Below are 22,463 nucleotides of genomic sequence, written 5' to 3' on the forward strand. Positions count from 1 at the left end.
CCACCCGCTGATCCTGGATCTGGGCCTTTTGGAGCGGATCGAGGAGTTGAAGCAGATCGGCTGTCCCTATCTTTTTCCGGAATGGGAGCCCTATCTAAAGCCCGATGGGGAAATTCGCTGGGGGCAGCCCATCACCAAGAGCTGGCAGCATCTGAAGGAGAAGCTTGGCATCACGCGGAGCGAAGTCACTCTCTACTCGACACGCCACTGGTTCGCGGATCTCATTGACAACACGGACCTGAAGGATACGACGCGCAAACGGCTGATGGGTCACTCGCGCAAGTCGGACATTCCCGCGCGCTACGGAGGAAAGAACCGCCTGACCACACGCGATCTGTTGCGCTTTGAGCAAGCAGCGTCACCTGCGCTAGATGCCATCACGCCAGTTCTACTGGAAGCAAAAGAGAAGGCGGATGCGGGTGAGTTAGTTGTGCTGAAGCCTTGGCTGCAAGAGCGGAACTGGTCGGAGTACTATCAGGAGAAGATGACAGTGTAGAGCTCGCTGTTGATTGCGTAGAGAGATGGCGAGCAGGCCTCCACCGATTTATCGCCGATGCATTCGGCGATAAAATTGCTGCCGCTCTCCGGGCGGTTGGGCAATCTTTGCCCGAACCGCAAACAGGTGCGGCAAATGAGAATCCGGAGCGGCAGCTTTGCGCCCCCATTTAGGGCGTAAAGGCAATCTTTGCCTCAGCCTAGGAGCGGACACTAGCCCCGCTCTCAGGATTGACAGTTCGCGTGTTGAGCATGCGCTGAACGAGTAGTCCTGCAGCTGCGATGATGGCCGAGATAAAGCTCCACTCGCCAATACCTTTGTGACAGCAGCGAGTTGAGCCTGTCCCCAGCCATAGCAGGAAACCGTGGTGATGGTGGCTTATTTTTTGTTGAAGCGCATCTTCGGAACATCAGAGATGCAGCATTGCTACGGCCTCACGGCTTAACAGAACTGTGCCTGCGATGAAGGTCATGACAACAAGTAGCCTGCGGAAGAGACCATCGTTAAGGCGCTTGAAGACGGTGATGCCCAGTTGCGCGGCTATCAAGGATGCCGGCACCGCAACCGCAAGATGATAAAGCGTTTCGGCAGTATAGGCGCCGCGAAACCAGAAGAGGATTATCGCGATCATAAGCACCGCAACATTGTAGGGCTGCAAAACTGCGCGTGTTTCGCCCTTGGACCAGGGACGCATGGAGCACCACATTGTGGGAAGTGCACCCGAAAGAGACGCCGCCCCACCGAGCAACCCTCCCAGAAATCCGACCGACATATCAGTTTTGTGTCGATCTCCCGTGATCTGCGGCAGATTCCGCCGCAGCGCGAAGAAGCCGCCGTAAAGGACCAGAAAGAAGCCGATGACGAGCTTGAGGGTTCCCGCTTCGAGATAATCCAGTGACGCGATTCCTATCGGAATTCCCAAGATCGCAGGCAGCAGAAAGCGCATCAGGCGCCGCTGGTTTGCCATCATCTCACGACGCACCAGGACAACCCCCTGAACGCCGCTTACCACGGACAGGATCACGACCAGCGAAACAGCCTGCATCGCCGTCATGGCTTCGAGAAAAAAACCAAGTGCGAACAGTGCTGTCCCAAAACCAGCGAGCCCGTTGATAAACCCGCCGGCAGCAGCTCCGGCAACGAGCATGGCAGCCGTTTCACCCGTCATGCGGACACTCTTTCCGGATGCAATTTAGGTGGGAAGACACCGACTTCGACTGCCTCCAGAAACGATTCGTGGATCTTGTCGATCACGAGCCGCTTTGCACTGTTCTTCCGTGTGACCAAGCAAAGACGGCGTGTCGGTGCGTCAGGTCCCAGCGACAGAGAGCGCACACCTGGCGGCGCTTGTGTCTCAATGCAGCGACGGGGGCAGATGGAAACGCCGAGATTTGCCGCGACCATGCTGGTAATAGCGTCAAGCCCCTGCAATTCCATGGTTTCATTCACCATAACCGACCTGGCCTGAAGCCAACGCTCGATGATCTCGCCCACCACCGCCTCACGATTGAAGCGGATGAAGGGTTGGGATCGCAAAAGCGCGATGGGATCGTCCTCAGAAAGCTGGTCGGACACCAGAAGCTCAAGCGGCTCGGTCACGATTTCCTGTATCACCAGATCGTCAGGTGCGATCGAAGGTACGGTAAGAATTGCGGCTTCCAGCATCCCGCGCTTTATCTGCGTGAGAAGTGAAGTTGTAAGCCCTAATCCCACCCGGATGTGCAGATCTGGGCAATTGCGCTTCAGGATCGAAATGCCAAGCGGGACAAGCCCAGTCAGCGTTGTCGGCACCGCAGCGAGCGTTATCTCGCCCTTGAGTGCACCCTCTCCCAGGATGGAAGGCACCAAATCGTCATAGGATCGGATTATATCCCGCGCTTTTGCGACCAGCGCCAATCCCAACGGCGTCAGCTCGGGCGTCCGCTTGCTCCGGTCGAATATCGTGACCTGATACTCTTCCTCAAGCGCTTTCATCTGCTGCGAAACAGCGGAATAGGTAACGAACACAGCTTCAGCTGCAGCAGTGAATGTGCCGTGGTCGTGCACGGCAACGAGTGTTCTGAGAGCCCGGATTGACATAAGATCGCACGCAACTTTGTGTCAGTTTCTCTAACGGAAATTGTTAGGAAAACCATCTTTTTTTAAGAATGCCTTTCCCATAACAATTGTCAAGCTGAACCGATATGGCTGGGAGGAAGCCATCGATTAGGCCAAACACATTTCCTGGGAGGAGAAAACAATGAGATTTAGACTACCAATTCTCGCGAACGCGCTGTTGCTTGGCCTGATGTCAGGCAGTGCAATGGCAGACTATCCCGAACGGCCAATCAACATGATCATTCCTTATGGCGCCGGTGGTGCGACCGATATTTCGGCGCGCGCCCTCTCAGAGCCGCTAAGCAAGGAAGCCGACGCCACGCTGGTCCTTTCGAATGTGACAGGTGCTGGCGGCGCAACGGGTAGCGTGGTTGTCAAGAACGCAAAACCCGATGGCTATACGATGCTCTTTGCACGGGTAGGTTCGCACACGGTCAACCCGGCCATGAAGGCAACGCTGCCATACACGCTCGATGATTTCCGCTTTGTGACCGTGTACGAGATCAACCCGGTAGCCTGTGCCGTCAGAGCCGATTCCGATATCAACTCGATCGAAGATCTGGTCAAGAAAGTCGGCGAAGGCAATGTCAGCTACAGTTCGTCGGGCGTGGGCTCCATGCTGCAGCTTGCTGCGGTCATGGTTCTTGATGAATTCGGCGTGAAAGACCCGCACAAGACGGTCACCCACATCCCACAGAAAGGCGGCGGAGAAGCTGCCACGGCCGTCCTCAATGGCACGGTCACATTCATCTGCACGAATTCGTCCACTCTGGCCAATCTGGTCGGCAACAAGCAGCTGAAACCGATCCTCGTGACCTCCGAGGAGCGTCTTGAGGGCTTCCATGCACCGACCGCCTCCGAACTTGGCAAGCCGGGACTCAACGAACTTGTCGGCTGGACCGGCATCGCCGGTCCGAAGGATCTCCCGGATGACGTGGCTGAGAAATGGGCTGAATGGATGGAAGCAGCAATTGACGACGAACGCTTCCGCAAGACATTGACATCAGCCGGTTCGATCATCGATTTGATGTCGCCGGAAGAAGCTGGCGAATTCATTCAGCGTCAGTACGAGACTTTCCGCAATCTCGTGGACAAACTGGATATGCGCGTCGAAGGCTGATCGAAAGAAGAACAGCGCCGGGAAATTCCATTCCCGGCGTTTCGCTTTGGGAGGAGCGAGATGGACAACAAACAGATTCAAACGAGATTGGGGATTGGCGCTATGGCGTTGTCCCTATTTCTGATTTTGGCTGCGATCCCGAATTGGGTTTCCGAGCCAAGCAATGTGCCACACTTGGTACTTTCTCCCACTTTCTGGCCTTACACCTTGAGCGCTCTCATGGGGCTGACCGGCCTGGGCCTCTTTGTGACAGGACTTTCTCAAAGTGCTGGTGGTGCGGTGATTGGTGATCCCATTCCCGACAGCCGCAAGGGCTATTTGCGGCTCGCAGCAATGGGTCTGGTGATGATCGCGGCGATGTTCCTGATGTCGCGCCTTGGCATGGTCTGGACATCGATGCTGCTTTTTATTGCCTCGATCGTCATCTTGAGGACGCGCTACCCCATCGCCGCACTGATCTGCGCCATCTCCGTCCCCCTTGTTCTCTACGCATTCTTTGCGCATGTCGCAGGTGTCGCGATCCCGCAAGGTGACTTTGTGAGGCTTCCATGAGCTTTATCGACAGCCTGCTTGCGGGCCTATCACTCGTCTCCAATTTCGAGGTCTTTCTTGCGCTTGCAGTTGGCGTGACAATCGGTGTCGTGGCCGGAGCCATACCCGGCATGTCCGCCACCATGGCGGTGGCGCTGACCCTCCCCTTCACCTTCACCCTGCAGCCCGTAACGGGCATTCTACTTCTGCTTGGTGTCTATAAAGGCGGAATATTCGGCGGCTCTATTCCGGCAATCCTGATCAAGACGCCTGGAACTCCGGCCTCATCCGCCACAGTCATGGACGGGCATCCCATGGCAGAACGCGGCGAAGCCGGACGCGCTCTCGGCATGGCCTTGTGGGCGTCTTGTACGGCCGATCTGGTTTCGAACCTTTCGCTCATCCTCTTTGCCGGATGGCTCGCTTCATTCGCGCTGAATTTCGGGCCACCGGAATTTTTCACGCTGATCCTGTTCTCCCTGACGATCATTGCAGGCGTTTCAGGAAACAGCCTGCTGCGCGGCGCTCTGTCAGCTCTGCTCGGTCTTCTATTCGCAACGGTCGGATTGGATCTCATCTACGGGACGAACCGCTTTACATTCGGCGATCCCAACATGATGGGCGGCCTGAACTTCATTGCGGTGCTGATCGGACTGTTTGCCATCCCCGAGGTGCTGGCAATGGCCTGGCATCCGACCGGGCATCTGGGCAAGACCCGCAGCCTTGGCAAGAACAAGGTCACCTTTGCCGATTACAAGAAATCCTTCCGCTCGATCATCCGCGGCAGCTTCATCGGTGTGTTTCTGGGTTCGATCCCGGGCATCGGCGCAGCTCCTGCAGCCTTCCTCTCCTATTCCGAGGCACGTCGCAAATCCAAGAACAAGGAGAACTTCGGCAAGGGCGAGGTCGAGGGCGTTGCAGCCGCCGAGGCCGGTAACAATGGTGTGGCCGGCGCAACATTGATCCCGCTACTAGCCCTTGGCGTACCAGGCGACGTGATCACCGCCATCATCATCGGGGCGTTCATGGTCCACGGACTGCAGCCGGGCCCGATGATGTTCGTCCTCAATGTCGACCTGATCTATGGTCTCTTCATCGGCCTGATCGTAAGTTCGGTCCTACTGCTTTTCATCGGTTCGGCAGCCATACGCGGCTTCAAATATGTGGCCGACATTCCGCGACGCATCCTGATACCCACGGTACTCATTCTCAGCATTTACGGTGTCTTTGCGGTGAACAACAATGTGTTCGATGTTGGTGTCATGCTGGTGATGGGCTGGGTGGGCTATCTGATGATGCGCCTTGACATACCCGCACCGCCCTTCCTCATCGCCTTCATCCTCGGCCCGCTTCTTGAGGATAATTTCCGACAGGCGATGCTGATGTCGGGGGGCAATCCCGCAATTCTTGTTCGGGGACCGATCACGTGGTTCTTCTGGAGCCTCACAGCGATCACTGTCTTTGCCATCCTGAAGTCGGGAATGACCAAAACCAAACCCGGTCTGAATCAGCCTGAGTTCGTATCGCAAAACGAAGGCTGAGGAGGCCGGGACCGGAACGCAGTTTAAGGCGGCTTCGCGTGCGAAGCCGCCTTATTTCATGTAACGACGCTGCGCTTGCTTGTGTAAGCTGAACTACAATAAAACGTTAGAATAATCCGCTTTTTTGTAAATCAATCTATCATTTATACCATTGGGAGAAGAATGCTCAGGAGTTTGAAGGCTCGTGGCCGAAAAGCAGGAATATCTCGAGATATCGGTTTGGCGAGGCAACGCTGAAGGCGGTGAGTACCAGACCTTCGAAGTGCCTCAATATGAGAGCCAGACAGTTCTCGACGTGGTCTCCTGGATCCAGCAGAACGCCGATCCGACGCTGACCTATCGCTTCGCATGTCGCGTCGGCATGTGCGGATCATGCGCAATGATGGTCAATGGCGCTCCCCGCTGGACCTGCCGCACACACGTGAAAAAGGTTCAGGGAAAAGCCCGCAAGGTGACGATAGCGCCGCTCCGCAACCTTCCGGTTATCAAGGACCTTGCCGCCGACATGGCGCCCTTTTTCGACAAATGGGTAAAAGCCGGCGGACGTCATCAGCCGAGTGCCTCAAGGCACGATCCCATCGTCCAGGTGAAACCGGAAGGGAAAGAGCGTAGCGCCGCGAATGCAGGCATCGAATGCATAAATTGTTCCGTCTGCTACTCGGCCTGCGATACCGTCACCGCAAATCCTGAGTATCTCGGCCCGGCCGCGTTGCAGCGTGCCTGGACGATCGTGAATGACGAAAAACATGGCAATCGCGAAGGCGTTCTTGATGCTGTGTCGAAGTCCGGCGGCTGCCACAATTGTCATTCCATGGGCAGTTGCACCTTCCACTGCCCCAACGGCCTGGACCCGATGGGTGCGATTGCAAATCTCAAACGGCTGACCGCACGCAATGCCTTCAAGAGGGGCCGTGATGCTTGATCTTCGACTCTACCTCGCCCAGCGCATCAGCGCCATGATTATGGTGCCGTTCGTCATCACGCACCTCGCTGTGATGATCTATGCAATCCAGGGTGGCTTGAGTGCGGCAGAAATCCTTGCACGCACGCAAGGTTCGCTCTTCTGGTTCCTCTTCTACGGCATGTTCGTTGCCGCGGTGTCGGTGCATGCTGCAATAGGTGTGAGGGTAGTTCTGAGCGAGGTCGCCGGCCTGCGCGGTCTCGCGCTGACTTTGGTGGCTACAGCCGCCTTCTTCCTTTTCCTGCTGCTCGGCGCATCCGCAGTCATTGCCGTAACGGTGGCGCCATGAGCAGGTATCGCAATCATCCACTATGGTTTGCCTTTCTACTGCATCGGCTTTCAGGCATAGGACTGGCTCTATTTCTTCCAGCACATTTCTGGATGCTGTCGCTCGTCCTGACAAACCCCCAAGGCTTCGATGACTTCGCCCTCTGGACAGACCATCCGCTCGTGAAAATCGCCGAATTCGGTCTCGTCTTCTTGCTGGCTGTGCACTTCTTCGGAGGATTGCGGCTGCTGGCTCTCGAATTCCTCCCCTGGCCTAGCCGCCACAAGACCTTGGCGGCAGCCAGCATTGCCGGTGCTTTCCTCGTCTCCGGCGCATTTTTCCTGAACGCGGTGTAGCCATGCCCCTCAAAGTGGATATCGAAAGACACGATACGGACATCCTCATCCTGGGGTCCGGCGGTGCAGGTCTCTTCGCCGCACTTCACGCACAACAGGCCGCTCCCGAAGGCACCAGGATCACCATCGCCGTGAAGGGGCTTCTCGGCAAATGTGGCTGCACGCGCATGGTGCAGGGCGGATACAATGTTGCGCTTGGCCATGGTGACAGCGTCGAGCGGCATTTCATGGACACCATCATCGGCGGCAAGTGGCTGCCCGACCAGGATATGGCCTGGAAACTATGCCAACTCGCGGTCGAACGCGTGCGCGAGCTGGAAAACGAGATCGGCTGCTTCTTCGACCGCGAGCCGGATGGCAGCCTGCATCACAAGGCCTTTGCCGGTCAGACTGCGGACCGAACCGTCCACAAGGGTGATCTTACCGGTATCGAAATCATCAACCGTCTCATGGAACAGGTGCTTTCCCGACCGATTGAAAGGCTGGAGGAGCACCGCGCCATCGGTCTGGTGCCAACCTGCGATGGAAGCGCGATATCCGGCGTTCTATTCATCGATATGCGTACCGGCACTTTTCGCTTTGTGCGCGCGAAGACCGTCATGATGGGGACCGGCGGCGGTCCCACGATGTACAAGTACCACACCCCTTCCGGCGACAAGACCATGGATGGTCTGGCCATGGCACTGCGTATCGGTCTGCCGCTGCGCGATATGGAGATGGTGCAGTTTCATCCCACCGGCCTGCTTGCAGGGGACCATACGCGCATGACAGGTACCGTCCTGGAAGAAGGCTTGCGCGGTGCAGGCGGCCAACTCCTGAATGCCCATGGCAAGCGTTTCATGTTCGACTATGACCAGCGCGGTGAGCGTGCAACGCGCGACGTGGTCAGCCGCGGCATCTACGCTGAAATGCGCAAGAACAATGACCCGGCCCAGGTCGGCATGTACATATCAATGAAGCATCTGGGACCTGATCTTGTGCGCCGGAAATTCTCGGGCATGGTCAAGCGCTGTGCCGATTGCGGCTTCGATCTTGCAGGCGGCCTCGTGGAAGTCGTACCGACTGCCCACTACTTCATGGGCGGTGTTGTCGTCGATCCCGATACGCGCACCATGTTGGAAGGACTCTATGTTGCAGGCGAAGACGCGGGCGGCGCCCACGGCTCGAACCGCCTCGGCGGCAATGGTGTCGCCAACTCCACGGTTTTCGGCGGTGTCGCGGGCGAGACAATGGGTGCCGATATTCGTGGTATGAGCGCCTTGCGCGACCCGAATGAAGACATACTGGCAGCTGAGATCGAGCGTGCACAACGCCCCTTCGCCAAGAAGCCGGGCAAGGTTCAGGAAATCCGCAACCAGCTCCAGGAAATGATGTGGGAAGATGTCGGTGTCATCCGCACGGCAACCGGCATGAAGCGTGGGCTCGACCGACTGGCAGCAATTCGCGAAGAACTGGCAGAGACCGGCGTCGACTCTTCCAATCTCGCATTCAACCTCACCTGGCATGACTGGCTGAACGTGGCATCGCTGACCGAGATATCGGAGGTGATCACCAAGGCCGCACTTTCTCGGGAGAACTCCCGCGGTGCTCATTATCGCGAAGACTACCCCGAGGAAGGCGATCTCGATCAATCCTATTTCACCGTCGCTTCCATGAAAGGCGGCACGGTCGAGGTGCAACGCGAGAAAGTTCGCTTCACCATTGTCGAGCCTGGTCAGACCGTCCTGCCCGAAGATGAACCTGAAACACTGGTGGCCTCATCATGATACCGATCGACCTCATCCAGTCCACGGCTGAAACTCTCATGGACAAGGCTGCAATCGAGATTCCGGAGGATTATCTGGAGGGTCTCAAAGGTGCAGCCAGCACAGAAGATGGCGATCTGTCCGCCTTTGTGCTCCAGGCAATGCTGGAGAACTACGAAGCGGCGAAGGAAGACCGTCGGGCTATGTGTGGCGATACGGGTACGCCGCGCTGGTATGTGAAAATGGGTAACGAGACCCAGGTCGAGGGTGGCCCCGTAGCTCTGGAAGCCGCGCTGCGGCGCGCCACCGCCAACAGCACCAATGGTGTCCCCCTGCGGCCGAACCGCGTTCACCCGCTCTGGCGCACTGACCACAACAACAATGTGGGAATAGGCGCACCTGAGATCGAATACGGTTATGAGCCCGGTGGGGAGTGGATCGACCTGATCACAGTGCACAAGGGGGGTCTGTTCGGAACCGATTACCGCATGCTTTTCCCGTCGGACGGGATCGAGGGGATCAAGCGATTTTATCTGGATTGTCTGGTTGCCTTCGGCAAGCGTGGCCTTGCCTGCCAGCCTGCCATCATCGGAATCGGCCTTGGCGGCTGCAAGGACACCTGCATGGTGCTGGGAAAGCGTGCCGCCTGCCTGCGCGTCGTTGGCAGTCGCAATTCCGATCCGCGCATCGCGGCCCTTGAGGAGGAGTTCAAGGAACTGGGCAACTCGATCGGCATGGGCGCAATGGGTTTCGTCGGCAAGAACATGGTCATCGATACCCATATCGAGGTGGGTTACTGCCATACCGGAGGCATGCAGATGAGCGTACACGCGTTCTGCCTGTCCTCAAGGCGCGCTGTTGCCCGCATCTATGCTGATGGCCGTGTTGAATACCGAACCGATCCAGACTGGTTCACACCCTACCAGCGGCGTGAGACGGTCGAATGGGAGCCAATGATGGAGGCCGCCGAATGAAACCGCGCGAAATCCGCCTTTCCACCACACCTTCAGATGAAGACATCGCGGCGCTGAAGCTTGGCGATGTCGTCTATCTAGACGGCCTGATGTATACAGCGCGCGAGGGCGTCTACATGCGCGCACTTGAGCAGAAGGCGAATATTCCGATGGAACTGCCCGCCCACAGTGCGGCGAATTTCCATTGCTCCCCCGCCGCCAGCATACGCTCCGATGGCACCTATAATATGGGTGCGGTAACCGCGACAGCGAGCTTCCGCTTTGCGAAATGGCTGCCTGAATGGATGGCCAAGACCGGCGCAAAGCTGATCATCGGCAAAGGGGGCATGACCTCGCGCGACTACAGGGAATATTTCGTCCCCAATGGCGCGGTCTATCTTACCACGGTCGGCTATGGCACCGGCGCATTGCTGGGCCGTGGGGTCGAGAATGTGGAAGCCGTACACTGGCACGAGGAGCTTGGGCTGGCGCAGGCGATGTGGGTCCTCAAGTGCAATCGCATGGGCCCGTTTATCGTTGCCTCGGATCTGCAAGGCCGCTGCCTGTTCGAGCGCGAGAATGCCCGCACCACGGAAAATATCGGACGCCTCTATGAGGGACTGAGACCCTCCGTTCTCAAGCGCTTCGGCGAAACCGACGACCGCAGCGATGAATTGATCTGAGTGGACCAGTGGGGGAACGACAAAATGACGAGTTTCGTGGATCAGCGCACTTACACGCTGAAAAACGGCAATGTGCAGAAGTTCCTGAAACTCTATGAAGAAGAAGGAATGGAGGTTCAGCTGCGCATATTGGGCAAGTTGGTCGGCTACTATTTCACGGATATCGGGCCCCTGAACCAGATCGTTCACATGTGGGGCTATTCCAGCATGGATGACCGGTGGGAACGTCGAAAGGCGCTTCAGGCGTCACCGGAGTGGCAGGCTTATGCCGTTCAAATGCGTCCTCTGGTGGAAAATATCGAAAACAAGATCCTGATCCCGGCACCGTTTTTCACGGTGCCTTGAGCGCAGGCAGCACTACAACAAGACATGCAATGGGAGGGGAATTCATGCGCGGAGCGGATCTGCTTGTTGAGGCACTGAAGGCAGCGGGAGTAACGCGAATCTATTCCCTGTCGGGCAACCAGATCATGCCGGTTTACGATGCCTGTTTCGAAGCCGGCGTTGAGATTGTGCATACGCGGCACGAGGCCGCTGCAGTCTACATGGCCGAAGCCCATGCCCAGCTGACAGGCAGCATAGGTGTCGCGATGGTAACCGCGGGCGCTGGGGCTGCGAACGCATTGGGCCCTCTTTTCACGGCCACGGAATCCGAAACACCGGTGCTTCTCCTCACAGGAGACAGCCCGGTCTCCCAGGATGGTCGTGGTGCGTTCCAGGAAATGGACCAGGTGCCGATGACAGCACCATTGACCAAACTTTCTTTGCGGCCGAGGTCCGCTGGTCAACTTGGCAACGCCGTTGCGAAGTCGGTGAGAACTGCCACTTCCGGCCGTCCCGGTCCGGTTCATATTGCACTTCCCTTCGATGTCGTCGAGGAAGATGCTGGAGATGCGCGCGTACCAACTGCGCACGAACTCGCCCGTGACGCAATGGCATTGAGAGAAGGCGATGCCCGCCTGATAACACAGGCAATTGCAGCAGCGAAGAAACCCATCGTCCTCTGCGGACCGGTGATGAGCGCCACGCGCAGCGGCGACCTGAAGGCAAAACTGCAGCAGGCGCTTAACGCGCCTGTTATTGCAATGGAGAGCCCGCGCGGGCTGAAAGATCCATCACTGGGAGCGCTTGCTGATTTGTTGCAGCAGGCAGATCTCGTCGTGACACTCGGCAAACGCGTGGATTTCACCCTCGGTTTTGGCAAGACTGGCGCGTTTGATCCCGCTGCCCGTTGGATCAGCATTCAACCGGACATGAAAGAACGCGACCGCGCACATCTCAATCTGGGCGAGCGACTGAAGATGAACTTTCACGCTGACCCGCGTGATGCAGCTGCCACGCTTATCGAAACTGGGGACGGGAGCAATGTGCATGGCGAATGGCTTGAAGCAGTCTCAAGCAAGCTCATGCGTCGCGCCGCAACGCCCTCATCCTCCGATCGCATTACGCCTGACCAGCTCTGCGCGGCGGTCCAACGTAAGATCGACGCCACCGATAATGCAATTCTCATCAGTGATGGCGGTGAATTCGGTCAGTGGGCACAAGCCGGCATTACGGCCAGTAGACGTGTCGTCAACGGTGTGTCGGGCGCAATCGGCGGCGGCCTTTGCTATGGGCTCGCCGCGGCCAAACTTTTTCCCCAATCGACCATATTCTCAATGATGGGCGACGGCACTGCGGGCTTCCATCTTAGCGAGCTCGAAACGGCCGCGCGCGTCGGTGCGCCCTATGTACTCGTCATCGGCAATGATATGCGCTGGAACGCCGAGCACCAGATCCAATTGAGGGACTATGGTGCTGACCGTTTGATTGCCTGCGACCTGAGTGATGGGCGTTATGACCTCGTTGCCACCGCGCTTGGCGGGCACGGCGAATTCGTGACCGAACTCTCCGAGCTCGATGGCGCATTGGAACGAGCGGTGAATTCAGGGAAAGTGGCCTGTGTAAATGTGTTGATTGATGGTCTGCCAGCGCCCTCCGGCCCCTCGCACTAATTGGGAAGGAACGATGCGCCGATGTCGCAAGGCCGGATCACCAATCGCCCCTACGAGACTGCATTTTCCATCAGCCGCATCGATGCCTGGGCATGTCGAGCGCCAATAAAAGGCGGCTCGGTAGCCACATCCTTCGGGATAATGCGTGATCGCCCTGCCGTGTTCGTGCGCATAGAGGATGATCAAGGCTGGTTCGGCTGGGGTGAGATATTCGCCAATTGGCCAGCAGCCGGAGCCGAACACCGCGTCAATCTCCTCATGGATGACATTGCGGAAATCGTGCTCGGCAAGCTCTGGCAAACGCCGGAAGAGATGTTCTGGTCTCTTGAGAAAAAAACGCAGATACGTGCGATCCAATGCGGCGAACAGGGTCCGTTCGCTCATGTTATTGCAGGCCTTGATATTACCGCCTGGGATCTCGTCTCGAGGCGCGCCGAACTACCGCTTGCCAAAGCCATTAATGCCAATGCCCACCAGCATGTCCCCGTCTATGCGAGCGGAATTCAAATCGGTGCAGCGCAAGCTGAAGTCCCAAAGGCAAGAAAAGCAGGTTTCGATGCTTTTAAGGTCAAGGTCGGTTTCGGCGCCGATGACGCAAACCGCCTTGTGGAACTTTCTCACGCCATGAAAGCCACGGAGCGCCTCTTCGCAGACGCAAATCAGGCATGGTCATTCGATGGAGCCAGATCATTCCTTCAGGCGACACGCTCCGTTTCGCTCGGTTGGATGGAAGAGCCGCTGAGGGTGGACGATGCACCACAGAACTGGGCAGAGCTTGCGGCACTCGGCGTGCCCTTGGCAGGCGGCGAGAACATGGCTGGGAAAAGCGAGTTCGCAGACGCCCTCGCCTCCGGCTCATACAGCTTCCTGCAGCCGGACGTCGCAAAATGGGGAGGCATTACTGGCTGTCATGAGGTAGCCCGCGACATTGTCGAAGCTGGCAGAACCTATTGCCCGCATTTCCTGGGAGGGGGCATAGGCCTAGCCGCATCAGCTCATCTGCTGGCGGCCATAGGCGGTTCAGGCCTGCTGGAGGTTGATTTCAACGCGAACATTCTGCGCGCAGGCTTCAGCAGTGTTGAAGAAAGCATCAATGGCGGCAACTGGGCGATAGGGAGCGAACCGGGCATTGGTATAACCGAACTCCCGGCAGCCGTCTTAGCTACAGTATCTTTGGTACGTTCCTGTTGTGTTTAAAGCCTAATACGGCTCCAAGAGCGCCAAGGACCTTTCTTTGAACGCTCTGGAAATCTTGCCTAAGCCATCGGCGGGCATTGCAGTTCTCAATCCGGCTCGGCAGCTGTGCTCTCAGTTTTTGGAAGCGGGCGCAAACGTGGCCTGATCCGAAAGCTGACGTTGATACCAAAGTTCGGGAGCGACCACTGTACGCTCACAGGCGATCGAAGGGATAATATCACCCACTATTACGACCGCTGAAATTGAAATATCTTCAATTCTGAGCCAGAAAAGTTTCGATTCCGACCGTATTTGCACAATATTTGATCTTGCAATCCGTAAAACCGACACTCAGTATTGAAGCGGTTCAAAAACAGGGTGGGCACGGATGCGACGGCCACGCGCTACAATTTCTGATGTTGCCCGCGAAGCGGGTGTTTCGGTCGGCACCGTATCGAACTACCTCAATGGAACCGCGAATGTTCGCGTGCAAACGAAGTCGCGTATTGACGCAGCGATCAGGAGATTGGCTTACCGCCCAAGCACCTTTGCCCGTGCTTTGTCCACCAGCTCCAGCGCTCATGTTCGAATGGACAGGAGCCGCCTGCCGCGCCTGATAGTGGTTGGCTACACAAGTGTCGACTATATGTGCCGGGTCGATGTCCTCCCTCATCGCGATGATCGCGTCACAGCGCATCAGATCAAGAAAGCTCTGGGCGGCCCTGCCGCGAATCTTGCAGTGGCAGCTGCCGGAATCGGCGCCAATGGCTCATTTGGCCTCGACGTCGAACTGGCGACCGCTTTGGGAACTGATCCGGATAGCGAATGGGCCATTGTGGAGCTCGCCAACAAGGGCGTTCACGCCGTCGCGATCCGCACTCCCGCGAATGACCGGTTGTCGCGCTGTATCGTCTTCATCGAGCCCAATGGCAGCCGTACTATTGTCAATGAACCCTTCGAATTGTCGGAGATGGACCTGACGGGCCATTTCGATTTGACGAAGTCGGACCGGGTATCGTGCCTGCATATCGAGGGCTATCACCTGGACCGGATGCGTGGATCCATCGGCCGCTTCAAGGATGCCGGTTTCAAGGTGACGCTACACAGCGCCGGTCTGCCCGAATCCGCCAGAACGCCGACAGAATTTCTGAACCTTCTCGAACAGCTCGACATAGCTTTCGTCGGTGATGGGGTCTTGCGTGAAATTTTCGATATACATCTTTCAGGTCAGGATCTGACCGACGCTGTCGACATCCGGCTTGCGCGACTGGAAAAGCGCGGCACTCTCGTCATGACAGGCGGCGCAGCTGGTGCGGTTGTCTTCCCCGCCGGTGGCAGAGCGCCCATTTCCGTGGCGGCCCTGCCCGTCCGACCGACCGACGCGACGGGTGCCGGAGACAGCTTCGCTGGCTCATTCCTGGCCTACTATCTCAATGGCACTGACCTGGGGGAGGCGGCGCAATACGCAGCCGCAAGCGCAAGCCTGACAGTCGCGGCTGAAGGCGCACAAGGCCATGTCGCCACCCACGAAGAACTCGTCGAAGCACTTAAAGAACAAAAACTGAAACAGGCATCTTGAGGATGCGCTGCGCAGAGGGGGCCAATCATGATTTTTAAGATGTCCGGGATCGTGAAGCGCTTCGGCGGTCTGGTCGCATTGAACAACGTCAATTTCGAAGTTGCGCAGGGCGAGGTCATGGCACTAGTCGGCGACAACGGGGCAGGGAAATCCACCCTAATTAAAACGATGTCCGGCGCACATTCTCCCGATGAAGGGACAATCGAGATGGAAGGTCGGTCGGTGCAGTTCCGCTCCCCGCAGGAGGCCTGGGAGAACGGCATTGCCACGATCTATCAGGAGCTCGCACTAGCCGGAAAAATGACGGTAGTGGACAATATCTTTCTCGGCCGGGAGATGAAGAAGCCGATCCTAGGCATTCCGTTCCTCAATCGGCAGGCAATGCGCAAGCGCACCGCAGAGCTCCTCGAACAGCTCGATGTTCATGTTCCAAGCGTCGATTCCTGGGTAGAATCCATGTCCGGCGGTCAGCGCCAGGGTGTTGCCATCGCGCGTGCGCTCAACATGGATGCGCGCCTCATCATCATGGACGAACCCACCGCCGCCCTAGCTGTTGCCGAGGTGCGCAAGGTGCTCGAATTCATCAAGAATTTGCGAGCCCAAGGAAAATCGGTCGTACTGATTTCACACAACATCCAGGACGTTTTCGAGGTTTCGGATCGCATCTCCGTCATGCGCCATGGGCGCTGTATCGCGGTGCGCGAGACAGCCAATACCACTCCGCAAGAGATCATCGGCCTCATCACCGGGGCCCATGAGGTGCGCGCTGCCGCTTCATGAGGGCGCAAGGCCAAGGCGGACGGCCTCAATGCTTCGCCATCCCACCACCAATAAAAAGGGGAACAAAAAATGAAGTCCATTCTTGCACGGGCCGCGCTCGGCCTGATTGCCACCACCTTCATCGCGGGAACAGCGATCGCCCAAGACAAGGTGCGCGTTGCCTTCGTCCCGCAGATCCAGGGGATTCCGTATTATGTCGCGATGGAAGAAGGTGCAGCGAAAGCCGCAGAAGCCTTTGATGTCGAATATATCCAGCAAGGCCCGACCAGTACGAATGCTTCTGACCAGTTGCGAATATTCGAAAGCTTCGTGAACCAGGGTGTGGAAGTCGTCGGCGTATCACCTGTTGATGTAGAGACCCTGAAGCCCGCGATCGCCAGAGCACGCGAACAAGGTACCCATGTGATTACTTCCGATGCCGATGCTGCTGGGAGTGAACGCGAATTCTACGTGGCACAAGCCATGGATCAGGATCTTGGCTACACAATCCTTGATGAAATGGTGAAACGCGTTGGCGCAGATGCGAAGATTTCCATCATCTCGGATGCACCAACCATTGCTAGTCTGAATGCCTGGATTGCCGCCATCAAGGAACGTGCTGAAAGCGAGTATCCCGATCTGGAGATTGTCGCGGTGGACCACACGGACGGTACCGCTTCGCGCGCTTTCCAGTTCGCGACGGATGCAATGACACGCAATCCCGATCTAGCTGGCATTATCGGCATCGCATCCACCACCTGCCCCGGCATCGGCCAGGCCGTTGAGGCTGCCGGACGCCAGGGCGAGATCGTCACAGCCGGTTTTTGCTCGCCCAACACCGTCAAGGATTACGTCTTGAGCGATGCGATGACCTATTCGGTCCTCTGGAACCCGGCTGACCTTGGTTACCTGACCGTCTGGGCCGGAAAGCAGGTGGCCGAAGGCGCGGCTTTCAACGCAGAGCCAGAGGTAGAAGGCCTCGACGCGAATGTTCGCTGGCTTGAAGACGAAAAGATCCTCCTCCTGGGCGATCCGATGGTCTTCACCAAAGAGAATATCGAGCAGTTTGACTTTTAGGCTGAAGCTGCGAAACCAAACCCGGCCACCATCGTCCTGCGATGGTGGCCGGTCACTCCAAAGGATATATAATGGCTTCCGTGGGTGACACCCGCCCCGCGCTGCGCTTCGTATCACCGACCGCGTCGCGCGAACTTGCTCTGATGGCCGCTATCATCGTCGTGAGCATCATCTTTGCAAGTGTTTCTCCCTATTTTTTGACGGTCAACAACCTCGTCCAGACAATGCGCGCGGGGCTGGAACTGGCGATCGTCTCAGCTGGTATGACGCTCGTCATCATCATGGGCGGCATCGACGTCAGTGTTGGTGGCATCGTTGCAGTGTCCGCGATTGTGATCGGCAAGGCCTATCAGGCGGGGCTTCCCGCCTATCTCGTCACACCCATCGGCCTTCTTGTCGGAACGGCCTTGGGCAGCTTCAACGGGTTAGTCACTGCGAAACTCAAGGTTCCACCCATTATCGCGACGCTCGGCTCGATGTATATTTTCTCGGCGATCATGTTCCTGGTGATCGGCGGCGCGTGGATTTCCGGCTTGCCAGGGACATTGTCACCATTGGTGAATGGCTGGCTCGGTTTCATTCCCGCTTCCGCCCTCGTGATCGCCGCAGTCTATCTGCTCGCATGGTTACTTCTGCGCAAGCTCCCCTTCGGCAACCATATCTATGCGATCGGTTGCGACGAACAATCTGCGCGACTTGTCGGTATCAATGTCGATCGCACCAAGGTCATGAACTACGCGCTGCTTGGCTTCCTCGCAGGTTTGGCGGCCCTGCTCTACGTGGCACGACTGCGCAACGTGGAAATCAATATCGGCACGACTATCGCACTTGAAGCCATTGCAGCGACCATCCTTGGCGGTACGAATATCCGCGGCGGTGTTGGCAGCCTCCTGGGAACGCTGCTCGGCGTGACCTTCATCCGCATCATGCAAAACGGTCTGGTTCTAACCGGTGTGTCCTCGCTGTGGGAAACAGTAATCATCGGGTCACTTCTGATCATCGTTCTGACGGCAGACGCACTGCGCAACCGCAACAATCCGAGGGCGACATGACCTCCAAGTCCACTGGCCTCTCCGTCACTGATCCGCTGCGCGCGCGCTTGTTCATGCTCCTAGCGCTTTGGGTCGTGGCGATTATCGTAATGGCTTTGCTGTCTCCATATTTCTGGCGCGCCAGCACCATCCCCTACCTCTTGCAATATGTACCTATCCTTGGGCTTCTCGGCCTCGGCCAAACCCTGGTTATTCTGGCCGGCGGCCCCGGCATTGACCTATCCGTCGGTTCAATCCTTTCACTGGTGGGAGTGGCAGTCGGCGCTCTCTTCTCGATTGGCGTGGATATCTGGATCGCCTCGGCTATTGGCATTGTCCTTGGTGCAGCACTTGGTTGCCTGAACGGATTCCTGGTGAATGTGCTACGCATTCCGTCCCTGATGGCCACGCTTGCGACCATGTTTGCGTTTGGCGGCTTCGCATTGGCAGTCACGGCCGGCCGGCCAATCGGTGGCTTTCCCGCAAGCTTCTCCTGGCTTGGCCAGGGCCACACATTTGGATTGCCAAACGCCTTCGTCTTTGTCCTGCTGCCGGTCGCACTCATCCTGCATGTGATGCTCACGCGAACCACTGTCGGACGTCACATAGTGGCCTGCGGCAATGATGACCGGGCTGCGCATCTTTCCGGTCTCAATGTCATACGACTGAGGATTGGGCTCTACACACTGTCGGGAGTTTTGGCAGCCCTGGGCAGCATCATCTCGATGTCCTGGTTTCTTGCAGCACGTCCGGATGCGGGCCGTGGAATGGAACTGCTTGCGGTGACGATCGCGGTTCTGGGCGGAACGCACATATTTGGTGGAACCGGCGGCGTACCGGGCACGATTGTCGCCATCCTGATCGTAACGACCCTCCAGATCGGCTTGCAGCTCGCCAACATCTCGGCAGCATGGCAGCTTGGCCTCATCGGCATGCTCCTGATCGTCTCGGTGTCACGTCTGTCCACCCTGCGCTTCGGCCAAGGTGCCAAATCCTGATGCCGGAGATAGACGTTCTTTGCATCGGTGATCTTGATGTCGACATGTTCGTGTCTGTCCCCGCCATACCCGGTTTCGATCAGAAGATCGCGGGCGATAACCACGGTCAGATGCCCGGCGGGATGTCGGCCAATTGCGCTGTGGCCGTTGCCCGATTGGGGTTGAGATCCCGACTTGTTGCTGCTGTAGGCAGTGACGCTTCAGGCGCTTTCGCGATCGAAAGTTTACGGGCAGAAGGCGTCGATGTGGCGCATGTCATCTCCCGCGGCGACACGAACACCTTCATGTGCCTGGTGCTGATCGCACCATCTGGTGAGAAATCCCTGATCAAACTGGAGACCGAGGCCTACCTGCCCTACCCGCATGAGATCACGGAAGATGCTTTCCAGGACGTTCGGCATCTGCACGTCACCTACGGCCGCCCTGAGCTCTCCTACAAAGCGCTCACCATTGCGCGGGGAAAGGGCATTGCAACTTCCCTCGATCTTGAACCGCCGGACATCATTCGCAACCCGATGCTGCTGGCATCTGTTCTTCCACTGGTCGATACGCTCTTCCTGAATGCTGAAGCCTACGAACTGGCAAGTCAGGCTCTGGGAGAACGACTGGGCCCCCAACGTCTCAACGCGCATGGCGAGGTGCTTGTAACACTTGGCGCCAGAGGATGCCGTCGTCTCTTCGCCGGAGAAATCTGCACCCGTGAGGGCTTCGTAATAGACGCGTTGGACACCACGGGAGCAGGCGATTGTTTCGCAGGCGCCTATCTCGCTGCAAAGCTGGAGGGCGCATCGCCTGAAAAGGCCATGGAATTGGCGAACGCTGCTGCAGCTCTCGCCACAACGCGTATTGGCGCCCAAACCGCCATGCCGAGTTGGGCACAGGCGAACGCCCTTATTGAAAAACACAAAACTGCAAGGCTGGGCACCACCATCCGCTCAGCGATGGGAGAATAAAATGCCCGACCGCCGCTTTGAACATGCAGCAGAACTGGCAGAGCTCGGCCTATCACCTCCTGATGAAGAGACGATGCACTTTCTATGGCAGATCGTCGACGAAGGTGTACTCGGGGCGAGCCGCCACGTGGAGCTCTGCAATGAGTTGATCCTGCATCTCGTTAATTCCGGTGCTGAAGGTGCCAAGCGAGCCAAACTCGTCGCTTCCTTCATTGCACGGACACGCGGTCACGACACACCGGTCATAGGAAACAATCTTGATCTGCTGCTGGCAGGTCTCGAGAACCTCGGTCCCAACGACCAACGCAACGTGCTGCGACAACGTGTTGCCGAATCCAAAGATGCAACCAGCAAGCGCAAAACCGCCCTTGTGGATGCAGCGGTTCGTCACCTTTCCGCCTCCAGCGCGATCATGGCATTCGATTATTCCAGCACGGTCGCTGCCATCCTGATCGAAGCATCCCGAGCGCGCCCCGACCTGCTGGTGGTGGTCCCCGAAAGCCGCGCGATTGCAGGCGGCGCTCGCTATCTCGAAGATTTCCTACCACATCAGATGAATGTGCGTTTCCTTCCCGACGCGGCCATCGAGTACGGTCTGGAAATATGTGATGCAGCCCTGTTCGGCGTCGAAACGCTGCGCTCGGATGGAAGCTTCCTGAATACGATAGGTAGCCGCATGATTGCCCGTCTGGCCGGCGAAATGGGCATAGAGGTCTATGCGGCAACAGACATCATGAAGCTGGATCGCCGAAGCTATCGGGGCCATCGGCCCGAACCGTCCATCCGCCGCTACGATGACGTCCTGAAAGCCGGACTGAACATTGCCGGGATAGATGACGCGGATACTTCTGCGCCTGAACTGGAGGTCATTCCAGCCAGACTGACGACCGGCATCATGACTGAGTTCGGCGTGGTCCCACCTTCAGCAATCTGGTCGCTTGGTCGCGAAATCTTTAACCGCGGAGATATGACATGAATGAGATGATGCGCCGCGAGATCGAGACGCAGGCCAACCTTCTCCCGAAATTACAGCCAACGCTCGCAGAACTGGCGGACACGCTTCCTCGCATGGCAGGACGCATCTACGCTGGCGGATGCGGCGATTCCGCGTTCGCTCCACAGGCTTTGCAGGATGTTTTCCGCTCACTGGGCGTCGAAATCATCTCTAAGACATCAATGGAACTGTCGTCATATACACGCTTCCAGCCATCCGATACTGTTTTGCTTTCGTCGATTTCAGGAGGCACAAAGCGCACAGTTGAAGCTGCCAATGCAGCCCGTGAAAGGGGCGCAGATGTTGTTGCGATCACCTGCAATGGCGAAAGTGCACTCGCACAAGCCGCCACGAGCACGCTCGAGATGCCGTTCAAGCCGCTGTCGCGCAAGACACCACACACCCTCGACTACGCTGTGACATTGCTCGCGACAGCCGAGATTGCAAGAAGCCATGGAGGCTTCGAAGCCAGCACACTTGCTTCCGCGCTATCAGATCTCGACAAGGTTCTTGCGGCCGCTGAAGAACGCGCTAACCAGATCGCGGAAGATCATTCCCCTGAGGGGAAAGTCATCTTTCTGGGTTCGGATTGTGATCTGGGCACTGCCAACTATGCAGCAGCCAAGCTACACGAAGCCGGCGGCTTGACCAGTTTCGCAGCGGAAACCGAGAACTTCGTGCATGGCATGAATTTCATGCTGGAGCCGCAGGACATGTTGGCCATACTTGCCTCGACCGAAGCAGGCATCAGGCGCGGCCAAACCGTCGCAGACGCCTTCTCCCCGCTCTGCGCCACCCATATCCTGGAGAATGAGAAAAGTATCCCGAAGCCAGCTAACGCACTGTCACTACTGCTAGGGACAACTTTCACGGTGCAATTCTTGTGCCTTAAGATAGCAGACAAGATGGGGCTGCATCTTGAAGAGCCGCGCGCCGGAAGACCGAGAGGATCCCAACATGCCGCCGCCCAGTCTGCCGCAATGGGCTTCTAACAGCTGAACCATAGAGCGCGCAGGCAGCGTCAAGCACGCTTCCTTCCCGCCTCACCAAGCAAACTTTGCGCAGATGTAGAAGCGGAACCAGAATCCGGATCGGCGGCTTGGCGCCCCCATTCCAGCCATTCGACTGACATTTGTGATCTCGAGAAGCCG

The 22,463-nt window shown here is 57.4% G+C and carries 22 protein-coding genes and 1 pseudogene; 21 read left to right on the forward strand and 2 right to left on the reverse strand.

The genetic code is table 11. The annotated features are described in order from the left end of the window. Window positions 1–496 (forward strand): annotated as a pseudogene (locus tag WA367_RS12430) (hypothetical protein); the annotation flags it as partial. 409 nt (window positions 497–905) lie between these two features. Here the strand turns inward: WA367_RS12430 and WA367_RS12435 are convergent. Continuing rightward, window positions 906–1,664 (reverse strand): sulfite exporter TauE/SafE family protein, encoded by a 759-nt coding sequence (locus WA367_RS12435; RefSeq protein ID WP_336057039.1) that lies wholly within the window; start codon window positions 1,662–1,664, stop codon window positions 906–908. Then, entirely contained in the window at window positions 1,661–2,575 is a 915-nt protein-coding gene (locus tag WA367_RS12440) for a LysR family transcriptional regulator (RefSeq protein WP_336057040.1), read from the reverse strand. The genes WA367_RS12435 and WA367_RS12440 overlap by 4 nt, the downstream gene beginning before the upstream one ends. Window positions 2,576–2,735: 160 nt before the next feature. Here WA367_RS12440 and WA367_RS12445 point away from each other — a divergent pair, with 160 nt between their 5' ends. From WA367_RS12445 to WA367_RS12540, 20 genes are all read left to right on the forward strand, one after another. Beyond that, on the forward strand, window positions 2,736–3,713 hold the full coding sequence (locus tag WA367_RS12445; RefSeq protein ID WP_336057041.1) for a Bug family tripartite tricarboxylate transporter substrate binding protein: 978 nt from the start codon (window positions 2,736–2,738) through the stop codon (window positions 3,711–3,713). Window positions 3,714–3,773: 60 nt separating this feature from the next. Continuing rightward, window positions 3,774–4,265: a tripartite tricarboxylate transporter TctB family protein gene (locus WA367_RS12450; protein ID WP_336057042.1), complete on the forward strand. Its 492-nt coding sequence runs from the start codon at window positions 3,774–3,776 to the stop codon at window positions 4,263–4,265. Next, complete coding sequence (locus WA367_RS12455) at window positions 4,262–5,785, forward strand: tripartite tricarboxylate transporter permease (protein WP_336057043.1); 1,524 nt, start codon at window positions 4,262–4,264, stop codon at window positions 5,783–5,785. Before WA367_RS12450 ends, WA367_RS12455 begins: the two co-directional genes overlap by 4 nt. 184 nt (window positions 5,786–5,969) lie before the next feature. Further along, a complete protein-coding gene (locus WA367_RS12460) occupies window positions 5,970–6,707 on the forward strand; it encodes a succinate dehydrogenase/fumarate reductase iron-sulfur subunit (RefSeq protein ID WP_336057044.1) in 738 nt (245 codons plus the stop codon). Next, entirely contained in the window at window positions 6,700–7,035 is a 336-nt protein-coding gene (locus WA367_RS12465) for a succinate dehydrogenase (RefSeq protein ID WP_336057045.1), read from the forward strand. The genes WA367_RS12460 and WA367_RS12465 overlap by 8 nt, the downstream gene beginning before the upstream one ends. After that, window positions 7,032–7,370 carry a succinate dehydrogenase, cytochrome b556 subunit gene (gene sdhC, locus WA367_RS12470; protein WP_336057046.1) on the forward strand — a complete coding sequence of 113 codons (339 nt, stop codon included), beginning with the start codon at window positions 7,032–7,034 and terminating at the stop codon, window positions 7,368–7,370. Before WA367_RS12465 ends, sdhC begins: the two co-directional genes overlap by 4 nt. A gap of 2 nt (window positions 7,371–7,372) precedes the next feature. After that, window positions 7,373–9,136 (forward strand): L-aspartate oxidase, encoded by a 1,764-nt coding sequence (locus tag WA367_RS12475; RefSeq protein ID WP_336057047.1) that lies wholly within the window; start codon window positions 7,373–7,375, stop codon window positions 9,134–9,136. After that, window positions 9,133–10,089, forward strand: a complete 957-nt coding sequence (locus WA367_RS12480) for a fumarate hydratase (protein WP_336057048.1) — start codon at window positions 9,133–9,135, stop codon at window positions 10,087–10,089. The genes WA367_RS12475 and WA367_RS12480 overlap by 4 nt, the downstream gene beginning before the upstream one ends. Next, a complete protein-coding gene (locus WA367_RS12485) occupies window positions 10,086–10,751 on the forward strand; it encodes a fumarate hydratase C-terminal domain-containing protein (RefSeq protein WP_336057049.1) in 666 nt (221 codons plus the stop codon). The genes WA367_RS12480 and WA367_RS12485 overlap by 4 nt, the downstream gene beginning before the upstream one ends. 24 nt (window positions 10,752–10,775) lie before the next feature. Next, window positions 10,776–11,096 (forward strand): NIPSNAP family protein, encoded by a 321-nt coding sequence (locus WA367_RS12490; protein ID WP_336057050.1) that lies wholly within the window; start codon window positions 10,776–10,778, stop codon window positions 11,094–11,096. A gap of 44 nt (window positions 11,097–11,140) precedes the next feature. Beyond that, window positions 11,141–12,745 carry a thiamine pyrophosphate-binding protein gene (locus WA367_RS12495; protein WP_336057051.1) on the forward strand — a complete coding sequence of 535 codons (1,605 nt, stop codon included), beginning with the start codon at window positions 11,141–11,143 and terminating at the stop codon, window positions 12,743–12,745. A 21-nt stretch (window positions 12,746–12,766) separates the two neighbouring features. Beyond that, window positions 12,767–13,942 (forward strand): mandelate racemase/muconate lactonizing enzyme family protein, encoded by a 1,176-nt coding sequence (locus WA367_RS12500; protein ID WP_336057052.1) that lies wholly within the window; start codon window positions 12,767–12,769, stop codon window positions 13,940–13,942. 367 nt (window positions 13,943–14,309) lie between these two features. Further along, a complete protein-coding gene (locus tag WA367_RS12505) occupies window positions 14,310–15,500 on the forward strand; it encodes a carbohydrate kinase family protein (protein WP_336057053.1) in 1,191 nt (396 codons plus the stop codon). Between the two features lie 27 nt (window positions 15,501–15,527). After that, complete coding sequence (locus tag WA367_RS12510) at window positions 15,528–16,280, forward strand: ATP-binding cassette domain-containing protein (protein WP_336057054.1); 753 nt, start codon at window positions 15,528–15,530, stop codon at window positions 16,278–16,280. Window positions 16,281–16,349: 69 nt separating this feature from the next. Next, window positions 16,350–17,336: an autoinducer 2 ABC transporter substrate-binding protein gene (locus WA367_RS12515; RefSeq protein WP_336057055.1), complete on the forward strand. Its 987-nt coding sequence runs from the start codon at window positions 16,350–16,352 to the stop codon at window positions 17,334–17,336. A gap of 71 nt (window positions 17,337–17,407) precedes the next feature. Then, a complete protein-coding gene (locus WA367_RS12520; protein WP_336057056.1) occupies window positions 17,408–18,388 on the forward strand; it encodes an ABC transporter permease in 981 nt (326 codons plus the stop codon). Beyond that, window positions 18,385–19,365, forward strand: coding sequence for an ABC transporter permease (locus tag WA367_RS12525; RefSeq protein WP_336057057.1), 981 nt, complete (start codon window positions 18,385–18,387; stop codon window positions 19,363–19,365). Before WA367_RS12520 ends, WA367_RS12525 begins: the two co-directional genes overlap by 4 nt. After that, window positions 19,365–20,318, forward strand: coding sequence for a carbohydrate kinase family protein (locus WA367_RS12530; RefSeq protein WP_336057058.1), 954 nt, complete (start codon window positions 19,365–19,367; stop codon window positions 20,316–20,318). The genes WA367_RS12525 and WA367_RS12530 overlap by 1 nt, the downstream gene beginning before the upstream one ends. A gap of 1 nt (window position 20,319) precedes the next feature. Next, window positions 20,320–21,294 (forward strand): hypothetical protein, encoded by a 975-nt coding sequence (locus WA367_RS12535; protein ID WP_336057059.1) that lies wholly within the window; start codon window positions 20,320–20,322, stop codon window positions 21,292–21,294. Beyond that, entirely contained in the window at window positions 21,291–22,304 is a 1,014-nt protein-coding gene (locus WA367_RS12540) for an SIS domain-containing protein (RefSeq protein ID WP_336057060.1), read from the forward strand. The genes WA367_RS12535 and WA367_RS12540 overlap by 4 nt, the downstream gene beginning before the upstream one ends. Window positions 22,305–22,463 lie beyond the last annotated feature (159 nt).

Origin of the sequence: Nitratireductor sp. CH_MIT9313-5 (genome assembly GCF_037029545.1) — a bacterium.
Classification (GTDB): domain Bacteria; phylum Pseudomonadota; class Alphaproteobacteria; order Rhizobiales; family Rhizobiaceae; genus Chelativorans.

What these genes read in the sequence shown, in the direction of transcription:
- WA367_RS12495 (WP_336057051.1), top strand. Translation starts at nt 11,141, where the DNA reads ATGCGCGGAGCGGATCTGCTTGTTGAGGCACTGAAGGCAGCGGGAGTA.
- WA367_RS12500 (WP_336057052.1), top strand. Translation starts at nt 12,767, where the DNA reads ATGTCGCAAGGCCGGATCACCAATCGCCCCTACGAGACTGCATTTTCC.
- WA367_RS12515 (WP_336057055.1), top strand. Translation starts at nt 16,350, where the DNA reads ATGAAGTCCATTCTTGCACGGGCCGCGCTCGGCCTGATTGCCACCACC.
- WA367_RS12435 (WP_336057039.1), bottom strand. Translation starts at nt 1,664, where the DNA reads ATGACGGGTGAAACGGCTGCCATGCTCGTTGCCGGAGCTGCTGCCGGC.
- WA367_RS12445 (WP_336057041.1), top strand. Translation starts at nt 2,736, where the DNA reads ATGAGATTTAGACTACCAATTCTCGCGAACGCGCTGTTGCTTGGCCTG.
- WA367_RS12485 (WP_336057049.1), top strand. Translation starts at nt 10,086, where the DNA reads ATGAAACCGCGCGAAATCCGCCTTTCCACCACACCTTCAGATGAAGAC.
- WA367_RS12455 (WP_336057043.1), top strand. Translation starts at nt 4,262, where the DNA reads ATGAGCTTTATCGACAGCCTGCTTGCGGGCCTATCACTCGTCTCCAAT.
- WA367_RS12505 (WP_336057053.1), top strand. Translation starts at nt 14,310, where the DNA reads ATGCGACGGCCACGCGCTACAATTTCTGATGTTGCCCGCGAAGCGGGT.
- WA367_RS12540 (WP_336057060.1), top strand. Translation starts at nt 21,291, where the DNA reads ATGAATGAGATGATGCGCCGCGAGATCGAGACGCAGGCCAACCTTCTC.
- WA367_RS12450 (WP_336057042.1), top strand. Translation starts at nt 3,774, where the DNA reads ATGGACAACAAACAGATTCAAACGAGATTGGGGATTGGCGCTATGGCG.
- WA367_RS12530 (WP_336057058.1), top strand. Translation starts at nt 19,365, where the DNA reads ATGCCGGAGATAGACGTTCTTTGCATCGGTGATCTTGATGTCGACATG.
- WA367_RS12535 (WP_336057059.1), top strand. Translation starts at nt 20,320, where the DNA reads ATGCCCGACCGCCGCTTTGAACATGCAGCAGAACTGGCAGAGCTCGGC.
- sdhC (WP_336057046.1), top strand. Translation starts at nt 7,032, where the DNA reads ATGAGCAGGTATCGCAATCATCCACTATGGTTTGCCTTTCTACTGCAT.
- WA367_RS12440 (WP_336057040.1), bottom strand. Translation starts at nt 2,575, where the DNA reads ATGTCAATCCGGGCTCTCAGAACACTCGTTGCCGTGCACGACCACGGC.
- WA367_RS12520 (WP_336057056.1), top strand. Translation starts at nt 17,408, where the DNA reads ATGGCTTCCGTGGGTGACACCCGCCCCGCGCTGCGCTTCGTATCACCG.
- WA367_RS12510 (WP_336057054.1), top strand. Translation starts at nt 15,528, where the DNA reads ATGATTTTTAAGATGTCCGGGATCGTGAAGCGCTTCGGCGGTCTGGTC.
- WA367_RS12480 (WP_336057048.1), top strand. Translation starts at nt 9,133, where the DNA reads ATGATACCGATCGACCTCATCCAGTCCACGGCTGAAACTCTCATGGAC.
- WA367_RS12475 (WP_336057047.1), top strand. Translation starts at nt 7,373, where the DNA reads ATGCCCCTCAAAGTGGATATCGAAAGACACGATACGGACATCCTCATC.
- WA367_RS12465 (WP_336057045.1), top strand. Translation starts at nt 6,700, where the DNA reads ATGCTTGATCTTCGACTCTACCTCGCCCAGCGCATCAGCGCCATGATT.
- WA367_RS12490 (WP_336057050.1), top strand. Translation starts at nt 10,776, where the DNA reads ATGACGAGTTTCGTGGATCAGCGCACTTACACGCTGAAAAACGGCAAT.
- WA367_RS12525 (WP_336057057.1), top strand. Translation starts at nt 18,385, where the DNA reads ATGACCTCCAAGTCCACTGGCCTCTCCGTCACTGATCCGCTGCGCGCG.